Source organism: Streptomyces panaciradicis, from assembly GCF_023516615.1.
GTDB classification, from domain to species: Bacteria; Actinomycetota; Actinomycetes; order Streptomycetales; family Streptomycetaceae; genus Streptomyces; species Streptomyces panaciradicis.
Genome location: NZ_JAMGBF010000004.1, coordinates 36,123 through 52,260, shown reverse-complemented (window position 1 = coordinate 52,260; position 16,138 = coordinate 36,123). Strand labels below are relative to the sequence as shown.

Annotated in this window: 14 protein-coding genes; all 14 read left to right on the top strand. The window is 70.3% G+C overall.

The annotated features are described in order from the left end of the window. A partial coding sequence (locus tag M8J74_RS02325) for a peptidoglycan D,D-transpeptidase FtsI family protein (RefSeq protein ID WP_249834789.1) occupies window positions 1-1,844 on the top strand: 1,844 nt, incomplete at its 5' end. A 161-nt stretch (window positions 1,845-2,005) separates the two neighbouring features. Continuing rightward, window positions 2,006-3,526, top strand: a complete 1,521-nt coding sequence (locus tag M8J74_RS02320; protein ID WP_249834788.1) for a UDP-N-acetylmuramoyl-L-alanyl-D-glutamate--2,6-diaminopimelate ligase — start codon at window positions 2,006-2,008, stop codon at window positions 3,524-3,526. A 4-nt stretch (window positions 3,527-3,530) separates the two neighbouring features. Continuing rightward, window positions 3,531-4,937 (top strand): UDP-N-acetylmuramoyl-tripeptide--D-alanyl-D-alanine ligase, encoded by a 1,407-nt coding sequence (locus tag M8J74_RS02315; protein WP_249834787.1) that lies wholly within the window; start codon window positions 3,531-3,533, stop codon window positions 4,935-4,937. Then, on the top strand, window positions 4,934-6,007 hold the full coding sequence (gene mraY / locus M8J74_RS02310; RefSeq protein WP_174267309.1) for a phospho-N-acetylmuramoyl-pentapeptide-transferase: 1,074 nt from the start codon (window positions 4,934-4,936) through the stop codon (window positions 6,005-6,007). Before M8J74_RS02315 ends, mraY begins: the two co-directional genes overlap by 4 nt. Next, window positions 5,989-7,431, top strand: a complete 1,443-nt coding sequence (murD, locus tag M8J74_RS02305) for a UDP-N-acetylmuramoyl-L-alanine--D-glutamate ligase (protein WP_249834786.1) — start codon at window positions 5,989-5,991, stop codon at window positions 7,429-7,431. The genes mraY and murD overlap by 19 nt, the downstream gene beginning before the upstream one ends. A 21-nt stretch (window positions 7,432-7,452) precedes the next feature. Continuing rightward, entirely contained in the window at window positions 7,453-8,814 is a 1,362-nt protein-coding gene (gene ftsW, locus M8J74_RS02300) for a putative lipid II flippase FtsW (RefSeq protein ID WP_249834785.1), read from the top strand. Between the two features lie 6 nt (window positions 8,815-8,820). Continuing rightward, window positions 8,821-9,918 carry an undecaprenyldiphospho-muramoylpentapeptide beta-N-acetylglucosaminyltransferase gene (gene murG / locus M8J74_RS02295; RefSeq protein ID WP_058925842.1) on the top strand — a complete coding sequence of 366 codons (1,098 nt, stop codon included), beginning with the start codon at window positions 8,821-8,823 and terminating at the stop codon, window positions 9,916-9,918. 26 nt (window positions 9,919-9,944) lie between these two features. Then, window positions 9,945-10,745: a cell division protein FtsQ/DivIB gene (locus tag M8J74_RS02290; protein WP_249834784.1), complete on the top strand. Its 801-nt coding sequence runs from the start codon at window positions 9,945-9,947 to the stop codon at window positions 10,743-10,745. A 278-nt stretch (window positions 10,746-11,023) separates the two neighbouring features. Beyond that, complete coding sequence (gene ftsZ, locus M8J74_RS02285) at window positions 11,024-12,220, top strand: cell division protein FtsZ (RefSeq protein ID WP_058925844.1); 1,197 nt, start codon at window positions 11,024-11,026, stop codon at window positions 12,218-12,220. A 10-nt stretch (window positions 12,221-12,230) separates the two neighbouring features. Next, entirely contained in the window at window positions 12,231-12,959 is a 729-nt protein-coding gene (gene pgeF, locus M8J74_RS02280; RefSeq protein WP_249834783.1) for a peptidoglycan editing factor PgeF, read from the top strand. Window positions 12,960-12,964: 5 nt separating this feature from the next. Next, the gene (locus M8J74_RS02275) at window positions 12,965-13,684 is read left to right on the top strand and encodes a YggS family pyridoxal phosphate-dependent enzyme (RefSeq protein ID WP_249834782.1); all 720 of its coding nucleotides are present in this window, start codon (window positions 12,965-12,967) and stop codon (window positions 13,682-13,684) included. A 129-nt stretch (window positions 13,685-13,813) separates the two neighbouring features. After that, entirely contained in the window at window positions 13,814-14,455 is a 642-nt protein-coding gene (locus M8J74_RS02270; RefSeq protein WP_058925846.1) for a cell division protein SepF, read from the top strand. A gap of 72 nt (window positions 14,456-14,527) precedes the next feature. Further along, on the top strand, window positions 14,528-14,812 hold the full coding sequence (locus M8J74_RS02265) for a YggT family protein (protein ID WP_058925847.1): 285 nt from the start codon (window positions 14,528-14,530) through the stop codon (window positions 14,810-14,812). A 53-nt stretch (window positions 14,813-14,865) separates the two neighbouring features. Continuing rightward, window positions 14,866-16,080, top strand: coding sequence for a DivIVA domain-containing protein (locus M8J74_RS02260; protein WP_249834781.1), 1,215 nt, complete (start codon window positions 14,866-14,868; stop codon window positions 16,078-16,080). Window positions 16,081-16,138: the final 58 nt, after the last annotated feature.

Sequence of the window (16,138 nt, the reverse complement as noted above, 5' to 3'; positions counted from 1 at the left end):
GCCCCGCACCGGCCCGCCCGGCCGCCCCGAAACCGCTGCGCCTGGGCAGCCCGCGCCCCCGGCTGCGCATGGTCGGCCTGGCGCTCGCCCTGGTCCTGATCGCCTTCGTCGTACGGCTGTTGCAGGTCCAGGCTGTGGACGCGAGCACCTACGCCGCCATGGCCGACCAGAACCGCTACGTCGGCCAGGTCCTGCCCGCCGAGCGCGGCGGCATCACCGACCGCGCCGGCGTGGCACTCGCGACCAGCGTGGACGCCTACGACATCACCGCCGACCCCACGATGTTCACCCGCGAGCAGCTGAAGATCGACGACGGGCCCGAGCAGGCGGCCGCGCTGCTCGCGCCCATCCTCGGCCTGGACCAGGAAGCCCTGGTCAAGAAACTCCGGCCGAAGAACAAGGCGCTGCGCTACACCCTGCTCGCCCAGCGGCAGACGCCGCAGGTGTGGACGCAGATCAAGGACCTGAAGGCCGCTCTGGCGAAGAAGTCGGACACCGCCGACGTCCTGGCCGGCGTCTTCTCCACCCCCAGCAGCAAGCGGGTCTACCCCAACGGTGCCCTCGCCGCCGGGATACTGGGCTGGGTCAACGCCGACGGCAAGGGCGGCGGCGGCATCGAGCAGGAGCTCAACAAGGAGCTGTCCGGCAAGGACGGCAAGATCCGCTACGCCCAGTCCGGCGGGCGGCTGGTGCCCACCGCGGGCTCCACGGAGACCCCCGCCGTGCCCGGCAGCGACGTCGAGCTCACCATCGACCGCGACATCCAGTGGGCCGCCCAGAGCGCCATCAGCGAGCAGGTGAAGAAGTCCGGGGCGGACCGCGGCTACGTGATAGTGCAGGACACCCGCACCGGCGAGATCCTCGCGATGGCCAACTCGCCCGGCTTCGACCCCAACGACCTGTCCAAGGCGAACCCGAACGCCCTGCACAACTGGGCCGTCGAGGACGCCTACGAGCCCGGTTCCACCGCCAAGATCATGTCGATGGCCGCCGTGCTGCAGGAGAACGTGGCCACGCCGCTGACGCACGTCGTCGTGCCCAACCGGCTGCACCGCGGCGACCGGCTCTTCAAGGACGACATCGACCACAAGACCTGGGACCTCACGCTCAACGGCGTCCTCGCCAAGTCCAGCAACATCGGCACCATCCTGGCCACCGGCCAGCTCGGCAGGACGCAGGCCGAGGCCAACAAGGTCCTCTACAAATACCTGCGCGGCTTCGGCCTCGGCAGCTACAGCGGACTGGACTTCCCCGGCGAGACCAAGGGCATCCTCGCCCCGCCCGCCACGTGGTCGACCTCGCAGCAGTACACGATTCCTTTCGGCCAGGGCATGTCGCTCAACGCGCTCCAGGCGGCGTCGGTCTACTCGACGATCGCCAACGGCGGCGTCCGCGTCGCCCCCACCCTCGTACGCGGCACGAAGGGACCCGACGGACGGTTCGTGCCGGCCGCCAAGCCCCGGAAGACAAGGGTCGTGAGCGCGAAGACGGCGAAGACGCTCGCCCAGATGCTGGAGTCGGTCGTGGACGACCAGGAGGGAACGGGCGCCAAGGCGCGCATCCCCGGCTACCGGGTGGCGGGCAAGACGGGTACGGCCAACCGCGTGGATCCGGCCACCGGCAAGTACCGCGGATACACGTCCTCGTTCGCCGGCTTCGCCCCCGCGGACAACCCGCGCGTGACCGTGTACTGCGCCATCCAGAACGCCACCAAGGGCAACTACTTCGGCGGCCAGATCTGCGGCCCCATCTTCAAGGAGGTGATGGAGTTCGCACTGAAGACCCTCCAGGTCCCGCCCACGGGCGCCCAGCCCGCGCGCCTGCCCGTCACCTTCACTCCCTGATCAGCGCAACCAGTCAGGAACGCTCCGTGACCATGATCACTCCCGACTCCGGCAAGCCGGACACCCCCCGCCCCTCGCTTCGCCCGCAGGCGGGTACGCCCGGTACGCTCACCGCCGTGCCACACGCTGATCAGTCCCAAACCACCCAGAAGGGCGTTTCCGTGACATACCCGGGGCCGCCACGACCGGTTCAGGTCTCCGCCACACCACTGACGGAGCTCGCCGATCAGCTGGGTGCCGCCGCGCCGCAGAGCACCGCCGAGGTCACGGGCATCACCCACGACTCGCGTGCCGTCCGCCCCGGCGACCTGTACGCCGCCCTGCCGGGCGCCCGCCTGCACGGCGCCGACTTCGTGACCCAGGCCGCGGGCCTCGGTGCGGTCGCGGTGCTCACGGACCCCACCGGAGCCGAGCGCGCCGCCGCCACGGGCCTGCCGGTCCTGGTCGTCGACGACCCGCGGGCCCTGATGGGCGAGCTGGCGGCGACGATCTACGGCCACCCGGGCCGGGACCTGCTCCAGATCGGCATCACCGGCACCTCCGGCAAGACCACCACCGCCTACCTCGTCGAGGGCGGTCTGAAGACCAAGAACAACACCGGCCTGATCGGCACGGTCGAGATGCGCATCGGCGACGAGCGCATCAAGTCCGAGCGCACCACCCCCGAAGCCACCGACCTGCAGGCCCTGTTCGCCGTGATGCGCGAGCGCGGGGTCGAGGCGGTGGCCATGGAGGTCTCCAGCCACGCGCTGGTCCTCGGCCGGGTCGACGGCTGCGTCTTCGACATCGGCGTGTTCACCAACCTCAGCCCGGAACACATGGAGTTCCACTCCGACATGGAGGACTACTTCCGGGCCAAGGCGCAGCTGTTCACGCCGCGCCGCAGCAGGCTCGGCGTGGTCAACGTCGACGACGAGTACGGCCGCCGGCTGACCAGGGAGGCCACCGTCCCGGTCGTCACCTACTCCGCCGAGGGCCACCCGGACGCCGACTGGCGGGCCGAGGACGTCCGGATCGGCCCGATGGACTCGACGTTCACCGTCGTCGGCCCCGAGGGCGAGCGGATCGAGGCCACCTCGCCCCTGCCGGGCGGGTTCAACGTGGCCAACACCCTCGCCGCGATCGCCGCCCTCGCCGCGGCCGGCCTCGACCCGCAGGCCGCCGCCGACGGCGTCGCCGCCGTGCCGGGCGTGCCGGGCCGGCTGGAGCGCGTGGACGCCGGGCAGCCGTATCTCGCGGTCGTCGACTACGCCCACAAGACGGACGCCGTCGAGTCGGTCCTGCGCGCCCTGCGCAAGGTCACCGAGGGCAGGCTGCACGTCGTGCTCGGCTGCGGCGGCGACCGCGACAGAACCAAGCGGGCGCCGATGGGCGCCGCCGCGGCGCGCCTCGCCGACACCGCCGTACTGACCTCCGACAACCCCCGCTCCGAGGACCCCCTCGCCATCCTTGCAACCATGCTCGAGGGCGCCGCGTCCGTACCAGCACACGAACGCGGTGAGGTGCAGGTCTTCGAGGACCGGGCCGCCGCGATCGCCGCAGCCGTCGCCCGCGCGCAGCCCGGTGACACCGTGCTCGTCGCGGGCAAGGGCCACGAGCAGGGCCAGGACATCGCCGGTGTGGTCCGTCCCTTCGACGACCGCCAGGTGCTTCGAGAAGCCATCCAGCAGACCCAGGGATGAACTTGTGATCGCCCTCTCTCTCGCCGAGATCGCAGAAGTCGTCGGCGGGCAGACGCACGACATACCGGATCCGTCCGTCCAGGTCACCGCTCCGGTCGTCCGGGACTCCCGCCAGGTGGAGCCCGGCAGCCTGTTCGTCGCCTTCGTCGGCGAACGCGTCGACGGCCACGACTACGCCCGGCAGGTCGTGGAGGCGGGCGCGGTCGCGGTCCTCGCGTCCCGGCCCGTCGGCGTCCCCGCGATCGTCGTCGACGACGTCCAGAGCGCCCTCGGCGCCCTCGCGCGGCACGTCGTACGACGGCTCGGCGCGACCCTCGTGGCCCTCACCGGCTCGGCGGGCAAGACCAGCACCAAGGACCTGATCGCCCAGGTCCTGCGGCGCAAGGCGCCGACGGTGTTCACGCCCGGCTCGCTCAACAACGAGATCGGCCTGCCGCTGACCGCCCTGTCCGCCACCGAGGAGACGAAGTTCCTCGTGCTGGAGATGGGCGCCCGCGGCATCGGCCACATCCGCTACCTCACCGAGCTGACCCCGCCGCGGATCGGCCTCGTGCTCAACGTCGGCAGCGCCCACATCGGGGAGTTCGGCGGACGGGAGCAGATCGCGCAGGCCAAGGGCGAACTCGTGGAGGCCCTGCCGGAGGACGGCGCCGCGATCCTCAACGCGGACGACCCCTTCGTACGGGCCATGGCGTCCCGCACGAAGGCCAGGGTGGTCCTCTTCGGTGAGAGCGACGAAGCGGACGTACGGGCCGAGAACGTGCGACTCACGGACACGGGACAGCCCGCGTTCAGGCTCCACACACCCTCCGGTGCAAGCGACGTGACCATGCGCCTGTACGGTGAGCACCACGTGTCGAACGCGCTCGCCGCGGCCGCCGTCGCCCATGAGCTGGGCATGTCCGCGGAAGAGATCGCCACCGCGCTCTCCGAGGCGGACTCCCTCTCCCGCTGGCGTATGGAGGTCACCGAGCGACCGGACGGCGTGACCATCGTCAACGACGCCTACAACGCGAACCCCGAGTCCACGCGAGCCGCCCTGCGCGCGCTCGTGGCCATGGGCAAGGGACGCCGGACCTGGGCGGTGCTCGGCAAGATGGCCGAGCTCGGGGACGAGGCGCTCGCCGAGCACGACGCGGTCGGACGGCTCGCCGTCCGGCTCAATGTCGGCAAGCTCGTCGCGGTCGGGGGCAGGGAAGCGTCCTGGCTGCAACTGGGCGCATATAACGAGGGTTCGTGGGGTGAGGAGTCGGTGCACGTGTCCGACGCACAGGCGGCGATCGACCTGTTGCGCAGCGAGTTGCGCCCGGGGGACGTCGTGCTCGTGAAGGCGTCCCGGTCGGTGGGGCTCGAGAGCGTGGCGCAGGCGCTGCTCGAGACCGGTGCCGCGGGTGGGGCTGATGCCCGATGATGAAGCAGATCCTGTTCTCGGGCGTCATCGGTCTGTTTCTGACGCTGGTCGGCACCCCGCTGCTGATCAAGCTGCTGGCGCGCAAGGGCTACGGCCAGTACATCCGTGACGACGGCCCGCGCGAGCACGCCAGCAAGCGCGGTACGCCGACGATGGGCGGTATCGCCTTCATCCTGGCCACCGTCGCCGCGTACTTCCTGTCCAAGGTGATCACCGGTCAGCCGCCCACCTACTCCGGCCTGTTGGTGCTCGGCCTGATGTGCGGCATGGGCCTGGTCGGCTTCCTGGACGACTACATCAAGATCGTCAAGCGGCGTTCGCTCGGCCTGCGGGCCAAGGCGAAGATGGCCGGTCAGCTCATCGTCGGCATCAGCTTCGCGGTGCTCGCGCTGCAGTTCTCCGACGCCCGCGGCAACACCCCGGCCTCCACCAAGCTGTCGTTCATCACGGACTTCGGCTGGACCATCGGCCCGGTGCTGTTCGTGGTCTGGGCGCTGTTCATGATCCTCGCGATGTCGAACGGCGTGAACCTGACGGACGGTCTGGACGGCCTGGCCACCGGCGCCTCCGTGCTCGTCTTCGGCGCCTACACCTTCATCGGCGTCTGGCAGTTCCAGGAGTCCTGCGCCAACGCGCAGACCCTCACCAACCCCGGCGCCTGCTACGAGGTGCGCGACCCGCTGGACCTCGCGGTCATCGCCTCCGCGCTGATGGGCGCCTGCCTCGGCTTCCTGTGGTGGAACACCTCGCCGGCCAAGATCTTCATGGGCGACACCGGTTCGCTGGCGCTCGGCGGTGTCCTGACCGGCCTCGCCATCTGCTCCCGCACGGAGCTGCTGGTGGCCATCATGGGCGGCCTGTTCGTCCTCATCACCATGTCGGTCGTCATCCAGGTCGGCTCCTTCCGGCTCACCGGCAAGCGCGTCTTCCGCATGGCGCCCCTGCAGCACCACTTCGAACTCAAGGGCTGGTCCGAGGTCCTGGTCGTGGTCCGCTTCTGGATCATCCAGGGCATCTGCGTCATCGTCGGACTGGGCCTCTTCTACGCGGGATGGGCAGCGGACAAGTGACCTCCTCGGTGCCTGAAGGATCCTCGGAGTTCCAGGGCAAGCACGTCACCGTCGCCGGGCTCGGCGTCTCCGGCATCCCGGCGGCCAAGGTGCTGCACGCGCGCGGCGCGATCGTCACGGTCGTCAACGACGGCGACGACTCCCGCGCGCGGGAACAGGCCGCCGAACTGGAGGCGCTGGGCGTCACCGTGCGCCTCGGCGACGGCGCGACCCTGCCCGAGGGCACCGAACTCGTCGTCACCGCGCCCGGCTGGAAGCCGGACAAGCCGCTGTTCGAGGCGGCCCGCGCGGCCGGCGTGGAGATCTGGGGCGACGTCGAACTCGCCTGGCGGCTCAGGGGCCCCGACGCGGCCCCCTGGCTCGCCGTCACCGGCACCAACGGCAAGACCACCACCGTGCAGATGCTGGCGTCGATCCTGAAGGCGGCGGGCCTGCGCACGGCCGCCGTCGGCAACATCGGCGTCTCGCTGCTGGACGCGGTGCTCGGCGAGGAGCACTACGACGTCCTGGCCGTGGAGTTGTCGAGCTACCAGCTGCACTGGGCGCCGTCCCTGCGGGCCCATTCGGCGGCGGTGCTCAACCTCGCCCCCGACCACCTCGACTGGCACGGCTCGATGGAGGCGTACGCGCGCGACAAGGGCCGTATCTACGAGGGCAATCGGGTCGCCTGCGTCTACAACGCCGCCGACAAGGCCACCGAGGACCTGGTCCGCGAGGCCGACGTCGAGGAGGGCTGCCGGGCGATCGGCTTCACCCTCGGCACCCCGGGACCCTCCCAACTCGGCGTCGTCGAAGGCATCCTGGTCGACCGCGCCTTCGTGGAGAACCGGCACAAGAACGCCCAGGAGCTCGCCGAGGTCTCGGACGTGAACCCGCCGGCCCCGCACAACATCGCCAACGCCCTTGCGGCGGCGGCCCTCGCGCGCGCCTTCGGGGTGCCCGCCAAGGCCGTACGCGACGGCCTGCGGAACTTCACGCCGGACGCGCACCGCATCGCGCACGTGGCCGACGTCGACGGGGTCGCCTACGTCGACGACTCCAAGGCCACCAACACGCACGCCGCGGAAGCCTCGTTGGCGGCCTACGAGTCCATCGTGTGGATCGCGGGCGGGCTCGCCAAGGGCGCGACCTTCGACGAGCTGGTCGCCAAGTCGGCAAAGCGACTTCGCGGCGCCGTGCTCATCGGCGCGGACCGCGCTCTCATCCGCGAAGCGCTCGCGCGACACGCGCCGGAAGTACCCGTCGTCGACCTCGACCGGACCGACACTGGGGCGATGCTCGCGGCTGTCCAGGAGGCGAAGCGGCTCGCGGCCGAAGGCGACACGGTGCTGCTGGCCCCCGCCTGTGCCTCGATGGACATGTTCGCCAACTACAACAAGCGCGGTGACGCGTTCGCGGAGGCGGTTCGCGAACTCGGCGCCTGACCGACGTAGCGGAGGCGTCTGATGCCCAGTAGCCGTACCGGACGGCCGCCCGTTCAACGGGCCGTCCGACGCCCCGCCGGTCCCCGGCCGCCCCGCGACAACCCGGTGCTGCGCGCGTACCTCAACGCCAAGCGCGCCTGGGACCGGCCGCTGACCGCCTACTACCTGATCGCCGGCGGCAGTTTCCTGATCACCGTGCTCGGTCTGGTGATGGTCTACTCGGCCTCCCAGATCACCGCGCTGCAGATGTCCCTGCCGGGCTCCTACTTCTTCCGCAAGCAGCTCCTCGCGGCCGTCATCGGCGGCGTCCTGCTGCTGATCGCCTCCCGGATGCCGGTCAAACTGCACCGCGCGCTGGCCTATCCGATCCTCGCGGGCGCCGTCTTCCTGATGGCCCTGGTGCAGGTGCCGGGGATAGGGATGTCGGTCAACGGCAACCAGAACTGGATCTCGCTCGGCGGCTCCTTCCAGATCCAGCCCAGCGAGTTCGGCAAGCTCGCCCTGGTCCTGTGGAGCGCCGACCTGCTGGCCCGCAAGCAGGACAAGAACCTGCTCAACCAGTGGAAGCACATGCTGGTGCCGCTCGTGCCGGTCGCCTTCCTGCTGCTCGGCCTGATCATGCTCGGCGGCGACATGGGCACGGCGATCATCCTCACCGCGATCCTGTTCGGCCTGCTGTGGCTGGCCGGGGCGCCCACCCGCCTCTTCGTCGGCGTGCTGTCGGTCGCCGCCACCCTCGGTGTGATCCTGATCAAGACCAGCCCCAACCGCATGGCCCGTCTGGCCTGCATCGGCGCCACGGAGCCCAAGTCCGGGGTCGCCGACTGCTGGCAGGCCGTGCACGGGATCTACGCGCTCGCATCCGGCGGAATCTTCGGTTCCGGGCTCGGTGCGAGTGTGGAGAAATGGGGACAACTCCCCGAGGCGCACACGGACTTCATCTTCGCCGTCACCGGTGAGGAACTGGGCCTGGCGGGGACGCTGTCGGTACTCGCCCTCTTCGCGGCTCTAGGCTATGCGGGTATCCGCGTGGCCGGACGCACGGAGGACCCCTTCGTCAGGTATGCCGCGGGAGGCGTGACCACCTGGATCATCGCGCAGGCGGTGATCAACATCGGTGCGGTGCTCGGTCTGCTGCCGATCGCCGGAGTCCCCCTCCCGCTGTTCTCCTACGGAGGATCCGCCCTGCTGCCGACCATGTTCGCCATCGGGCTGCTGATCGCGTTCGCGCGTGACGAGCCCGCTGCGCGGGCGGCGCTTTCCTTGCGGCAACCCCGCTTTGGTAGAAAGCGGGCGGGAGGCGCCGTGCGGGACCGGGGGCCTCGGAGATGGAACACGATGCGACGGCGTGCCTCGGCGGCGCGTTCGTCCGGAGAGCGGTGAATTTCGGTGCATGTCGTACTCGCCGGTGGGGGGACCGCCGGCCACATCGAGCCCGCGCTCGCCCTCGCGGACGCCCTGCGCAGGCAGGACCCGACCGTGGGGATCACGGCCCTGGGCACGGAGCGCGGCCTGGAGACCAAGCTCGTACCGCAGCGGGGCTACGAGCTGGCGCTGATCCCCGCCGTACCCCTGCCGCGCAAGCCCACCCCCGAGCTGATCACCGTTCCGGGCCGGCTGCGCGGCACGATCAAGGCGACCGAGCAGATCCTGGAGCGCACCAAGGCGGACGCCGTGGTCGGCTTCGGCGGCTACGTCGCGCTGCCCGGCTACCTCGCCGCCAAGCGCCTCGGCGTGCCGATCGTGATCCACGAGGCCAACGCCCGCCCCGGCCTGGCCAACAAGATCGGGTCCCGGTACGCCGCCCAGGTGGCCGTCGCCACCCCGGACAGCAAGCTGCGCAACTCCCGCTACATCGGGATCCCGCTGCGCCACACCATCGCCACCCTGGACCGGGCGGCGGCCCGGCCCGAGGCCCGGCACATGTTCGGCCTCGACCCCAACCTGCCCACGCTGCTGGTCTCCGGCGGCTCGCAGGGCGCCCGCCGCCTCAACGAGGTCGTGCAGCAGGTCGCGCCGTGGCTGCAGCAGGCCGGCATCCAGATCCTGCACGCGGTCGGCCCGAAGAACGAACTGCCGCAGGTGCAGCAGATGCCGGGGATGCCCCCCTACATCCCGGTAAGTTACCTGGACCGGATGGACCTCGCGTACGCCGCTGCCGACATGATGCTCTGCCGCGCGGGCGCGATGACCGTCGCCGAACTCTCCGCCGTCGGGCTGCCGGCCGCCTACGTCCCGCTGCCCATCGGCAACGGCGAACAGCGGCTGAACGCCCAGCCGGTGGTCAAGGCCGGCGGCGGACTGCTGGTCGACGACGCGGAGCTGACACCCGACTGGGTGCGGGCGAACGTCCTGCCCGTGCTCGCCGACCCGCACCGGCTGTACGAGATGTCCCGCGCCGCCGCCGAGTTCGGCCGCCGGGACGCCGACGACCTGCTCGTCGGCATGGTGTACGAGGCGATCGCCGCCCACCGTGCACAGCACTAGGACCGCATGAGCGAAGGGCAGGGAGCGTGGCCGGACCGACCACCGCCGAGCGTGGTGAACGTCAGCAGGAGTCGTCCGGCCCGCCCCTCGCCCGGCGGTTGAGGCGACTGAAGCCGCCACGCGTTCGTACGATCATCATTCTCGCCGTGGCGCTGGTTCTTCTCGGCGCGGGCACCGTCTGGGTGTTGTACGGCTCCTCGTGGACCCGCGTGGAGCGCGTGTCCGTCTCGGGAACTCAGGTCCTGACGCCCGCGCAGGTGCGCGAGGCCGCCGACGTCCCCGTCGGGGCGCCGCTGATCTCCGTCGACACCGGCGAGATCGAGACGAGGCTGCGCGCGAAACTGCCCCGAATCCACACGGTCGACGTGGTCCGTTCCTGGCCCCACGGAATCGGCCTGAAAGTGGTTGAGCGCACTCCGGTTCTCATTGTTCAAAAGGGCGGAAAGTTCGTCGAAGTGGACGATGAAGGTGTCCGTTTCGCCACGGTTTCCCAGGCTCCGAAAAGCGTGCCGGCACTGGAATTGAGGCTCTCCCGGGGTTCCGCCGCCGCGAGCCTGCGGCGCTTCGGCGAGGCCCGTCTGGTGCGCGAGGCGGTGCGCGTCGCCGACGCCGTTCCGGCGGCCGTGGCACGCGAGACCGCGACCGTCGAAGTGCGTTCCTACGACGACATCCTGCTGCTGTTGAGCGGGGGCCGGACCGTGGCGTGGGGGAGTTCCGAGAGGGGCGCCCTGAAGGCCCGTACGCTCACCGCTCTCATGAAAGCGGCTCCGGATGCGCGGCACTTCGACGTCTCCGTTCCCACCGCCCCGGCGTCATCGGGGAGTTGACGCACATCCGCGCAGGCCAGCACCCTGGTTGGGCAGCGCTATGGCTGATCACATAGGGTGAAAAGAAAAACGGGAGGTTCGGCGTGTTCGTTGAACGTGCGCCACTTGTCGACTTAGTGTCCTGTTCGGAAGACTCCAGCGAACAGTCACACTGGTAACCCTAAACTTCAACGTTAGGGTTCGGGTCGGCGCTACGGACCGTCCCAATCGGCATCAGTCGTCGGATCGCACTCACCCGCGAAACGGCGACACGTAACTCGAGGCGAGAGGCCTTCGACGTGGCAGCACCGCAGAACTACCTCGCAGTCATCAAAGTCATCGGTGTCGGCGGCGGTGGTGTCAATGCCATCAACCGGATGATCGAGGTCGGTCTCAAGGGCGTCGAGTTCATCGCCATCAACACCGACGCGCAGGCGCTGTTGATGAGCGACGCCGACGTCAAGCTCGACGTCGGCCGCGAACTCACCCGCGGACTCGGCGCCGGAGCCAACCCGGCCGTCGGCCGCAAGGCCGCCGAGGACCACCGCGAGGAGATCGAGGAGGTCCTCAAGGGGGCCGACATGGTCTTCGTGACCGCCGGTGAAGGCGGCGGCACCGGCACCGGCGGCGCGCCCGTCGTCGCCAACATCGCCCGCTCCCTGGGCGCCCTCACCATCGGCGTGGTCACCCGCCCGTTCACCTTCGAGGGACGGCGCCGGGCCAACCAGGCAGAGGACGGCATCGCCGAACTCCGCGAAGAGGTCGACACCCTCATCGTCATCCCGAACGACCGGCTGCTGTCCATCTCGGACCGCCAGGTCTCGGTGCTCGACGCCTTCAAGTCGGCCGACCAGGTCCTGCTCTCCGGTGTCCAGGGCATCACCGACCTCATCACCACCCCCGGCCTCATCAACCTCGACTTCGCCGACGTCAAGTCGGTCATGTCCGAGGCCGGTTCGGCCCTCATGGGCATCGGCTCGGCCCGCGGCGACGACCGCGCGGTGGCCGCGGCCGAGATGGCCATCTCCTCGCCGCTGCTGGAGGCGTCCATCGACGGCGCCCGCGGTGTGCTGCTCTCCATCTCCGGCGGAAGCGACCTCGGCCTGTTCGAGATCAACGAGGCCGCCCAGCTGGTGAGCGAGGCCGCCCACCCCGAGGCCAACATCATCTTCGGCGCGGTCATCGACGACGCGCTCGGCGACGAGGTCCGGGTCACCGTGATCGCGGCCGGCTTCGACGGCGGCCAGCCGCCGGCCCGCCGGGAGACCGTCATGGGCTCGTCCTCGTCCTCCGCCCGCCGCGAGGAGCCCACTCCGGTACGGCAGCCCGAGTCCCGCCCGAGCTTCGGCTCGCTCGGCAGCGTCACGCCGAAGGAGGACCCGGAGCCCGCCCCCGAGCCGGTCGCCGACCTCCCGGTCGCCCCGCCGGTCCCGCCGTCGCGGTCGTACACCGACAGCGCCGCCGAGGAGCTGGACGTACCGGACTTCCTCAAGTGATCCTTCTGACGTGACAAAGCAGCGCGACACCGTGAGCGGCGCGCACTTCGCCTTCACCGACCGGTGGGGCGGGGTGAGCGCCGTTCCGTACGAGGAGCTCAACCTCGGCGGAGCGGTCGGCGACGACCCCGACGCCGTCCGCACCAACCGGCAGCGGGCGGCGGGGTCCCTCGGCCTCGACCCGGCGAACGTGGTCTGGATGAACCAGGTGCACGGAGCAGACGTGGCCGTGGTCGACGGACCGTGGGGCGACAACCCCGTGCCCGAGGTCGACGCGATCGTCACCACGCGCCGCGGACTCGCCCTCGCCGTCCTCACCGCCGACTGCACGCCCGTCCTGCTCGCCGACCCGGTCGCCGGGGTCGTCGCTGCGGCGCACGCGGGCCGGCCCGGCATGGTCGCCGGCGTCGTCCCGGCCGCGCTACGCGCGATGACCGAACTCGGCGCCGACCCCGCCCGGATCGTCGCCCGCACCGGCCCCGCCGTGTGCGGCCGGTGCTACGAGGTGCCCGAGCAGATGCGCGCCGAGGTGGCCGCGGTCGAGCCGGCGGCGTACGCCGAGACGAGCTGGGGCACGCCCGCCGTCGACGTGACCGCCGGAGTGCACGCGCAGCTCGACCGGCTCGGGGTACGCGACCGGTGGCAGTCCCCGGCGTGCACGCGGGAGTCGGCCGATCACTTCTCGTACCGACGCGACCGCACCACGGGGCGACTCGCGGGATATGTCTGGCTGGACTGAGGGACATGACGGACCGTAAGGACGAACTCGCCGCGAACCTGGCGAAGGTGGAGCGTCGCATCGCCGACGCCTGTGCGGCCGCTGGCCGGGCGCGGGACGAGGTGACCCTGATCGTGGTCACCAAGACCTACCCGGCGAGCGATGTGCGGATCCTGGCGGAGCTCGGTGTGCGGCACGTCGCCGAGAACCGGGACCAGGACGCCGCCCCCAAGGCGGCCGCCTGCTCGGATCTGCCGTTGACTTGGCACTTTGTTGGGCAGTTGCAGACCAACAAGGTTCGATCCGTGGTCGGTTATGCCGATATGGTGCAGTCCGTCGACCGCGCCCGGCTGGTGACCGCACTGTCCCGGGAGGCGGAGCGGCAGGAGCGCGAACTGGGCTGCCTGATCCAGGTCGCCCTCGACGCGGGGGAGAGCGGGCGCGGGGAGCGCGGGGGTGTGGGACCGGGCGGAATCGAAGAGTTGGGCGATCTCGTGGCGGGGGCGCCCGGGCTGCGGCTGGCGGGTCTGATGACCGTCGCGCCGCTGACCGGACCCTACGCGGGACGCGAACAGGCGGCGTTCGAGCGGTTGATGGATTTGTCGACCGACCTGCGCCGGGCCCATCCGGCTGCGAACATGGTCTCGGCAGGGATGAGTGCGGACCTCGAACAGGCCGTGGCGGCCGGAGCGACACATGTACGCGTCGGCACCGCGGTACTCGGAGTCCGCGCACGGCTCGGGTAACGTCGCCAGGAAGTCGGACCACAGCAGAAAATATGGTCAATGCCGCCGAAAGGCGGGCACAACGGCCTCGTGGATCGCGGGCACTTGGCAGTCGTCAGTCGATCCACCACAGAGCGGAGGACTCAGAGCATGGCCGGCGCGATGCGCAAGATGGCGGTCTACCTCGGCCTCGTGGAGGACGATGGGTACGACGGCAGGGGATTCGACCCCGATGACGACTTCGAGCCCGAACTCGACCCCGAACCGGAGCGGGACCACCGACGGCACGAGCCGTCGCACCAGTCTCACGCCGCACATCAGTCCCAAAGGGACGAAGAGGTGCGAATCGTGCAGCCCTCCGTGCCGCGCGAACCGGTCGCCCGTTCCGCTTCGCTACCCGCGGAATCCGGCCGTCCGGCGCGCATCGCGCCCGTGGCGTCCATCACACAAGAACGCGCAAGCCTGGAGAAGAACGCACCGGTGATCATGCCCAAGGTCGTGTCCGAACGAGAGCCTTACCGGATCACCACGCTTCACCCGCGGACCTACAACGAGGCCCGTACCATCGGGGAACACTTCCGTGAGGGCACCCCGGTGATCATGAATCTGACTGAGATGGATGACACAGACGCGAAGCGACTTGTCGACTTTGCGGCCGGTTTGGTGTTTGGTCTTCACGGCAGCATCGAGCGGGTGACGCAGAAGGTGTTCCTGTTGTCGCCTGCTAACGTCGATGTCACGGCGGAGGACAAGGCCCGTATCGCAGAGGGCGGGTTCTTCAACCAGAGCTGAGACGCACGACCGGAAACAGCAGTACGAGCAGTACCCGGCAGCACGGAAACAGGGGAGAGGGAAGCACCAGCAATGAGCGTGGTCCTGCAGGTCATTTACATCGCGCTGATGTGCTTCCTGATCGTGCTCATCTTCCGGTTGGTCATGGACTACGTCTTCCAGTTCGCCCGCTCATGGCAGCCCGGCAAGGCGATGGTGGTCGTTCTGGAGGCCACCTACACTGTCACCGACCCACCGCTCAAGCTTCTGCGGCGGTTCATCCCGCCGCTGCGCCTCGGGGGCGTGGCGCTCGACCTGTCCTTCTTCGTACTGATGATCATCGTCTACATCCTGATCTCGATCGTGAGCCGGCTGTGACCGATGTGACCTACCGTCTTGCCGAATGCCGACGACTACGTTGAGGTGAAGAGATGCCGTTGACCCCCGAGGACGTGCGGAACAAGCAGTTCACGACCGTCCGCCTCCGAGAAGGCTATGACGAGGACGAGGTCGATGCCTTCCTCGACGAGGTCGAAGCCGAACTGACCCGCCTGCTCCGCGAGAACGAGGACCTGCGCGCCAAACTGGCCGCGGCGACGCGTGCTGCTGCCCAGAACCAGCAGAACATGCGCAAGCCCCCGGAGGGTCCCGGCGGTCCGCAGGACCAGCAGCAGGGCGGCATGCCCCAGCAGGGCGGAATGCCTCAGCAGGGCGGTATGCCCCAGCAGGGCATGCGAGGCCCGGGCGCCCCGGTGCCGGCCGGCATATCGGGCCCGCCGCAGCAGCAGATGGGTGGCCCCATGGGTGGTCCGCCCCAGCTGCCGAGCGGTGCGCCGCAGCTGCCCGCCGGTCCCGGCGGACAGGGCGGCCCGCAGGGTCCCGGCCCGATGGGGCAGGGGCCGATGGGTCAGGGCCCCATGGGCCAGGGCCAGATGGGCCAGGGCCAGATGGGCGGCCCCATGGGCCAGCCCCCCATGCAGCAGCAGATGGGTGGCCCGATGGGCGGCCCCATGGGCGGTCCGATGGGCGGCCCCGGTCAGGGCCCCGGTGGCGACAGCGCCGCCCGTGTCCTGTCGCTGGCCCAGCAGACCGCCGACCAGGCGATCGCCGAGGCCCGTTCCGAGGCCAACAAGATCGTCGGCGAGGCGCGTTCGCGTGCCGAGGGTCTCGAGCGTGACGCCCGTGCCAAGGCCGACGCGCTGGAGCGGGACGCGCAGGAGAAGCACCGCGTCGCGATGGGCTCCCTGGAGTCCGCCCGCGCCACGCTGGAGCGCAAGGTCGAGGACCTGCGCGGCTTCGAGCGCGAGTACCGCACGCGTCTGAAGTCGTACCTGGAGTCGCAGCTGCGTCAGCTGGAGACCCAGGCCGACGACTCCCTCGCCCCGCCGCGCACCCCGGCCACGGCCTCCCTCCCGCCGTCCCCGGCGCCCTCCATGGCACCGGCCGGCGCGAGCGCCCCGTCCTACGGCGGCAACCAGAGCATGGGCGGTGCGCCGAGCCCCGCTGCCCCGTCCTACGGCGGCCAGCAGCAGATGTCCCCGGCGATGACCCAGCCGATGGCTCCGGTCCGCCCGCAGGGCCCGTCCCCGATGGGCCAGGCGCCGTCGCCGATGCGCGGCTTCCTGATCGACGAGGACGACAACTGACGGCCGCGGCACGGTGAGTAGTACGCCGTAGGCGTCGGCAGCGTTCAAAAGGGGCGAG

What these genes read in the sequence shown, in the direction of transcription:
- ftsW (WP_249834785.1), top strand. Translation starts at nt 7,453, where the DNA reads ATGCCCAGTAGCCGTACCGGACGGCCGCCCGTTCAACGGGCCGTCCGA.
- mraY (WP_174267309.1), top strand. Translation starts at nt 4,934, where the DNA reads ATGATGAAGCAGATCCTGTTCTCGGGCGTCATCGGTCTGTTTCTGACG.
- M8J74_RS02275 (WP_249834782.1), top strand. Translation starts at nt 12,965, where the DNA reads ATGACGGACCGTAAGGACGAACTCGCCGCGAACCTGGCGAAGGTGGAG.
- M8J74_RS02265 (WP_058925847.1), top strand. Translation starts at nt 14,528, where the DNA reads ATGAGCGTGGTCCTGCAGGTCATTTACATCGCGCTGATGTGCTTCCTG.
- M8J74_RS02260 (WP_249834781.1), top strand. Translation starts at nt 14,866, where the DNA reads ATGCCGTTGACCCCCGAGGACGTGCGGAACAAGCAGTTCACGACCGTC.
- M8J74_RS02270 (WP_058925846.1), top strand. Translation starts at nt 13,814, where the DNA reads ATGGCCGGCGCGATGCGCAAGATGGCGGTCTACCTCGGCCTCGTGGAG.
- murD (WP_249834786.1), top strand. Translation starts at nt 5,989, where the DNA reads ATGGGCAGCGGACAAGTGACCTCCTCGGTGCCTGAAGGATCCTCGGAG.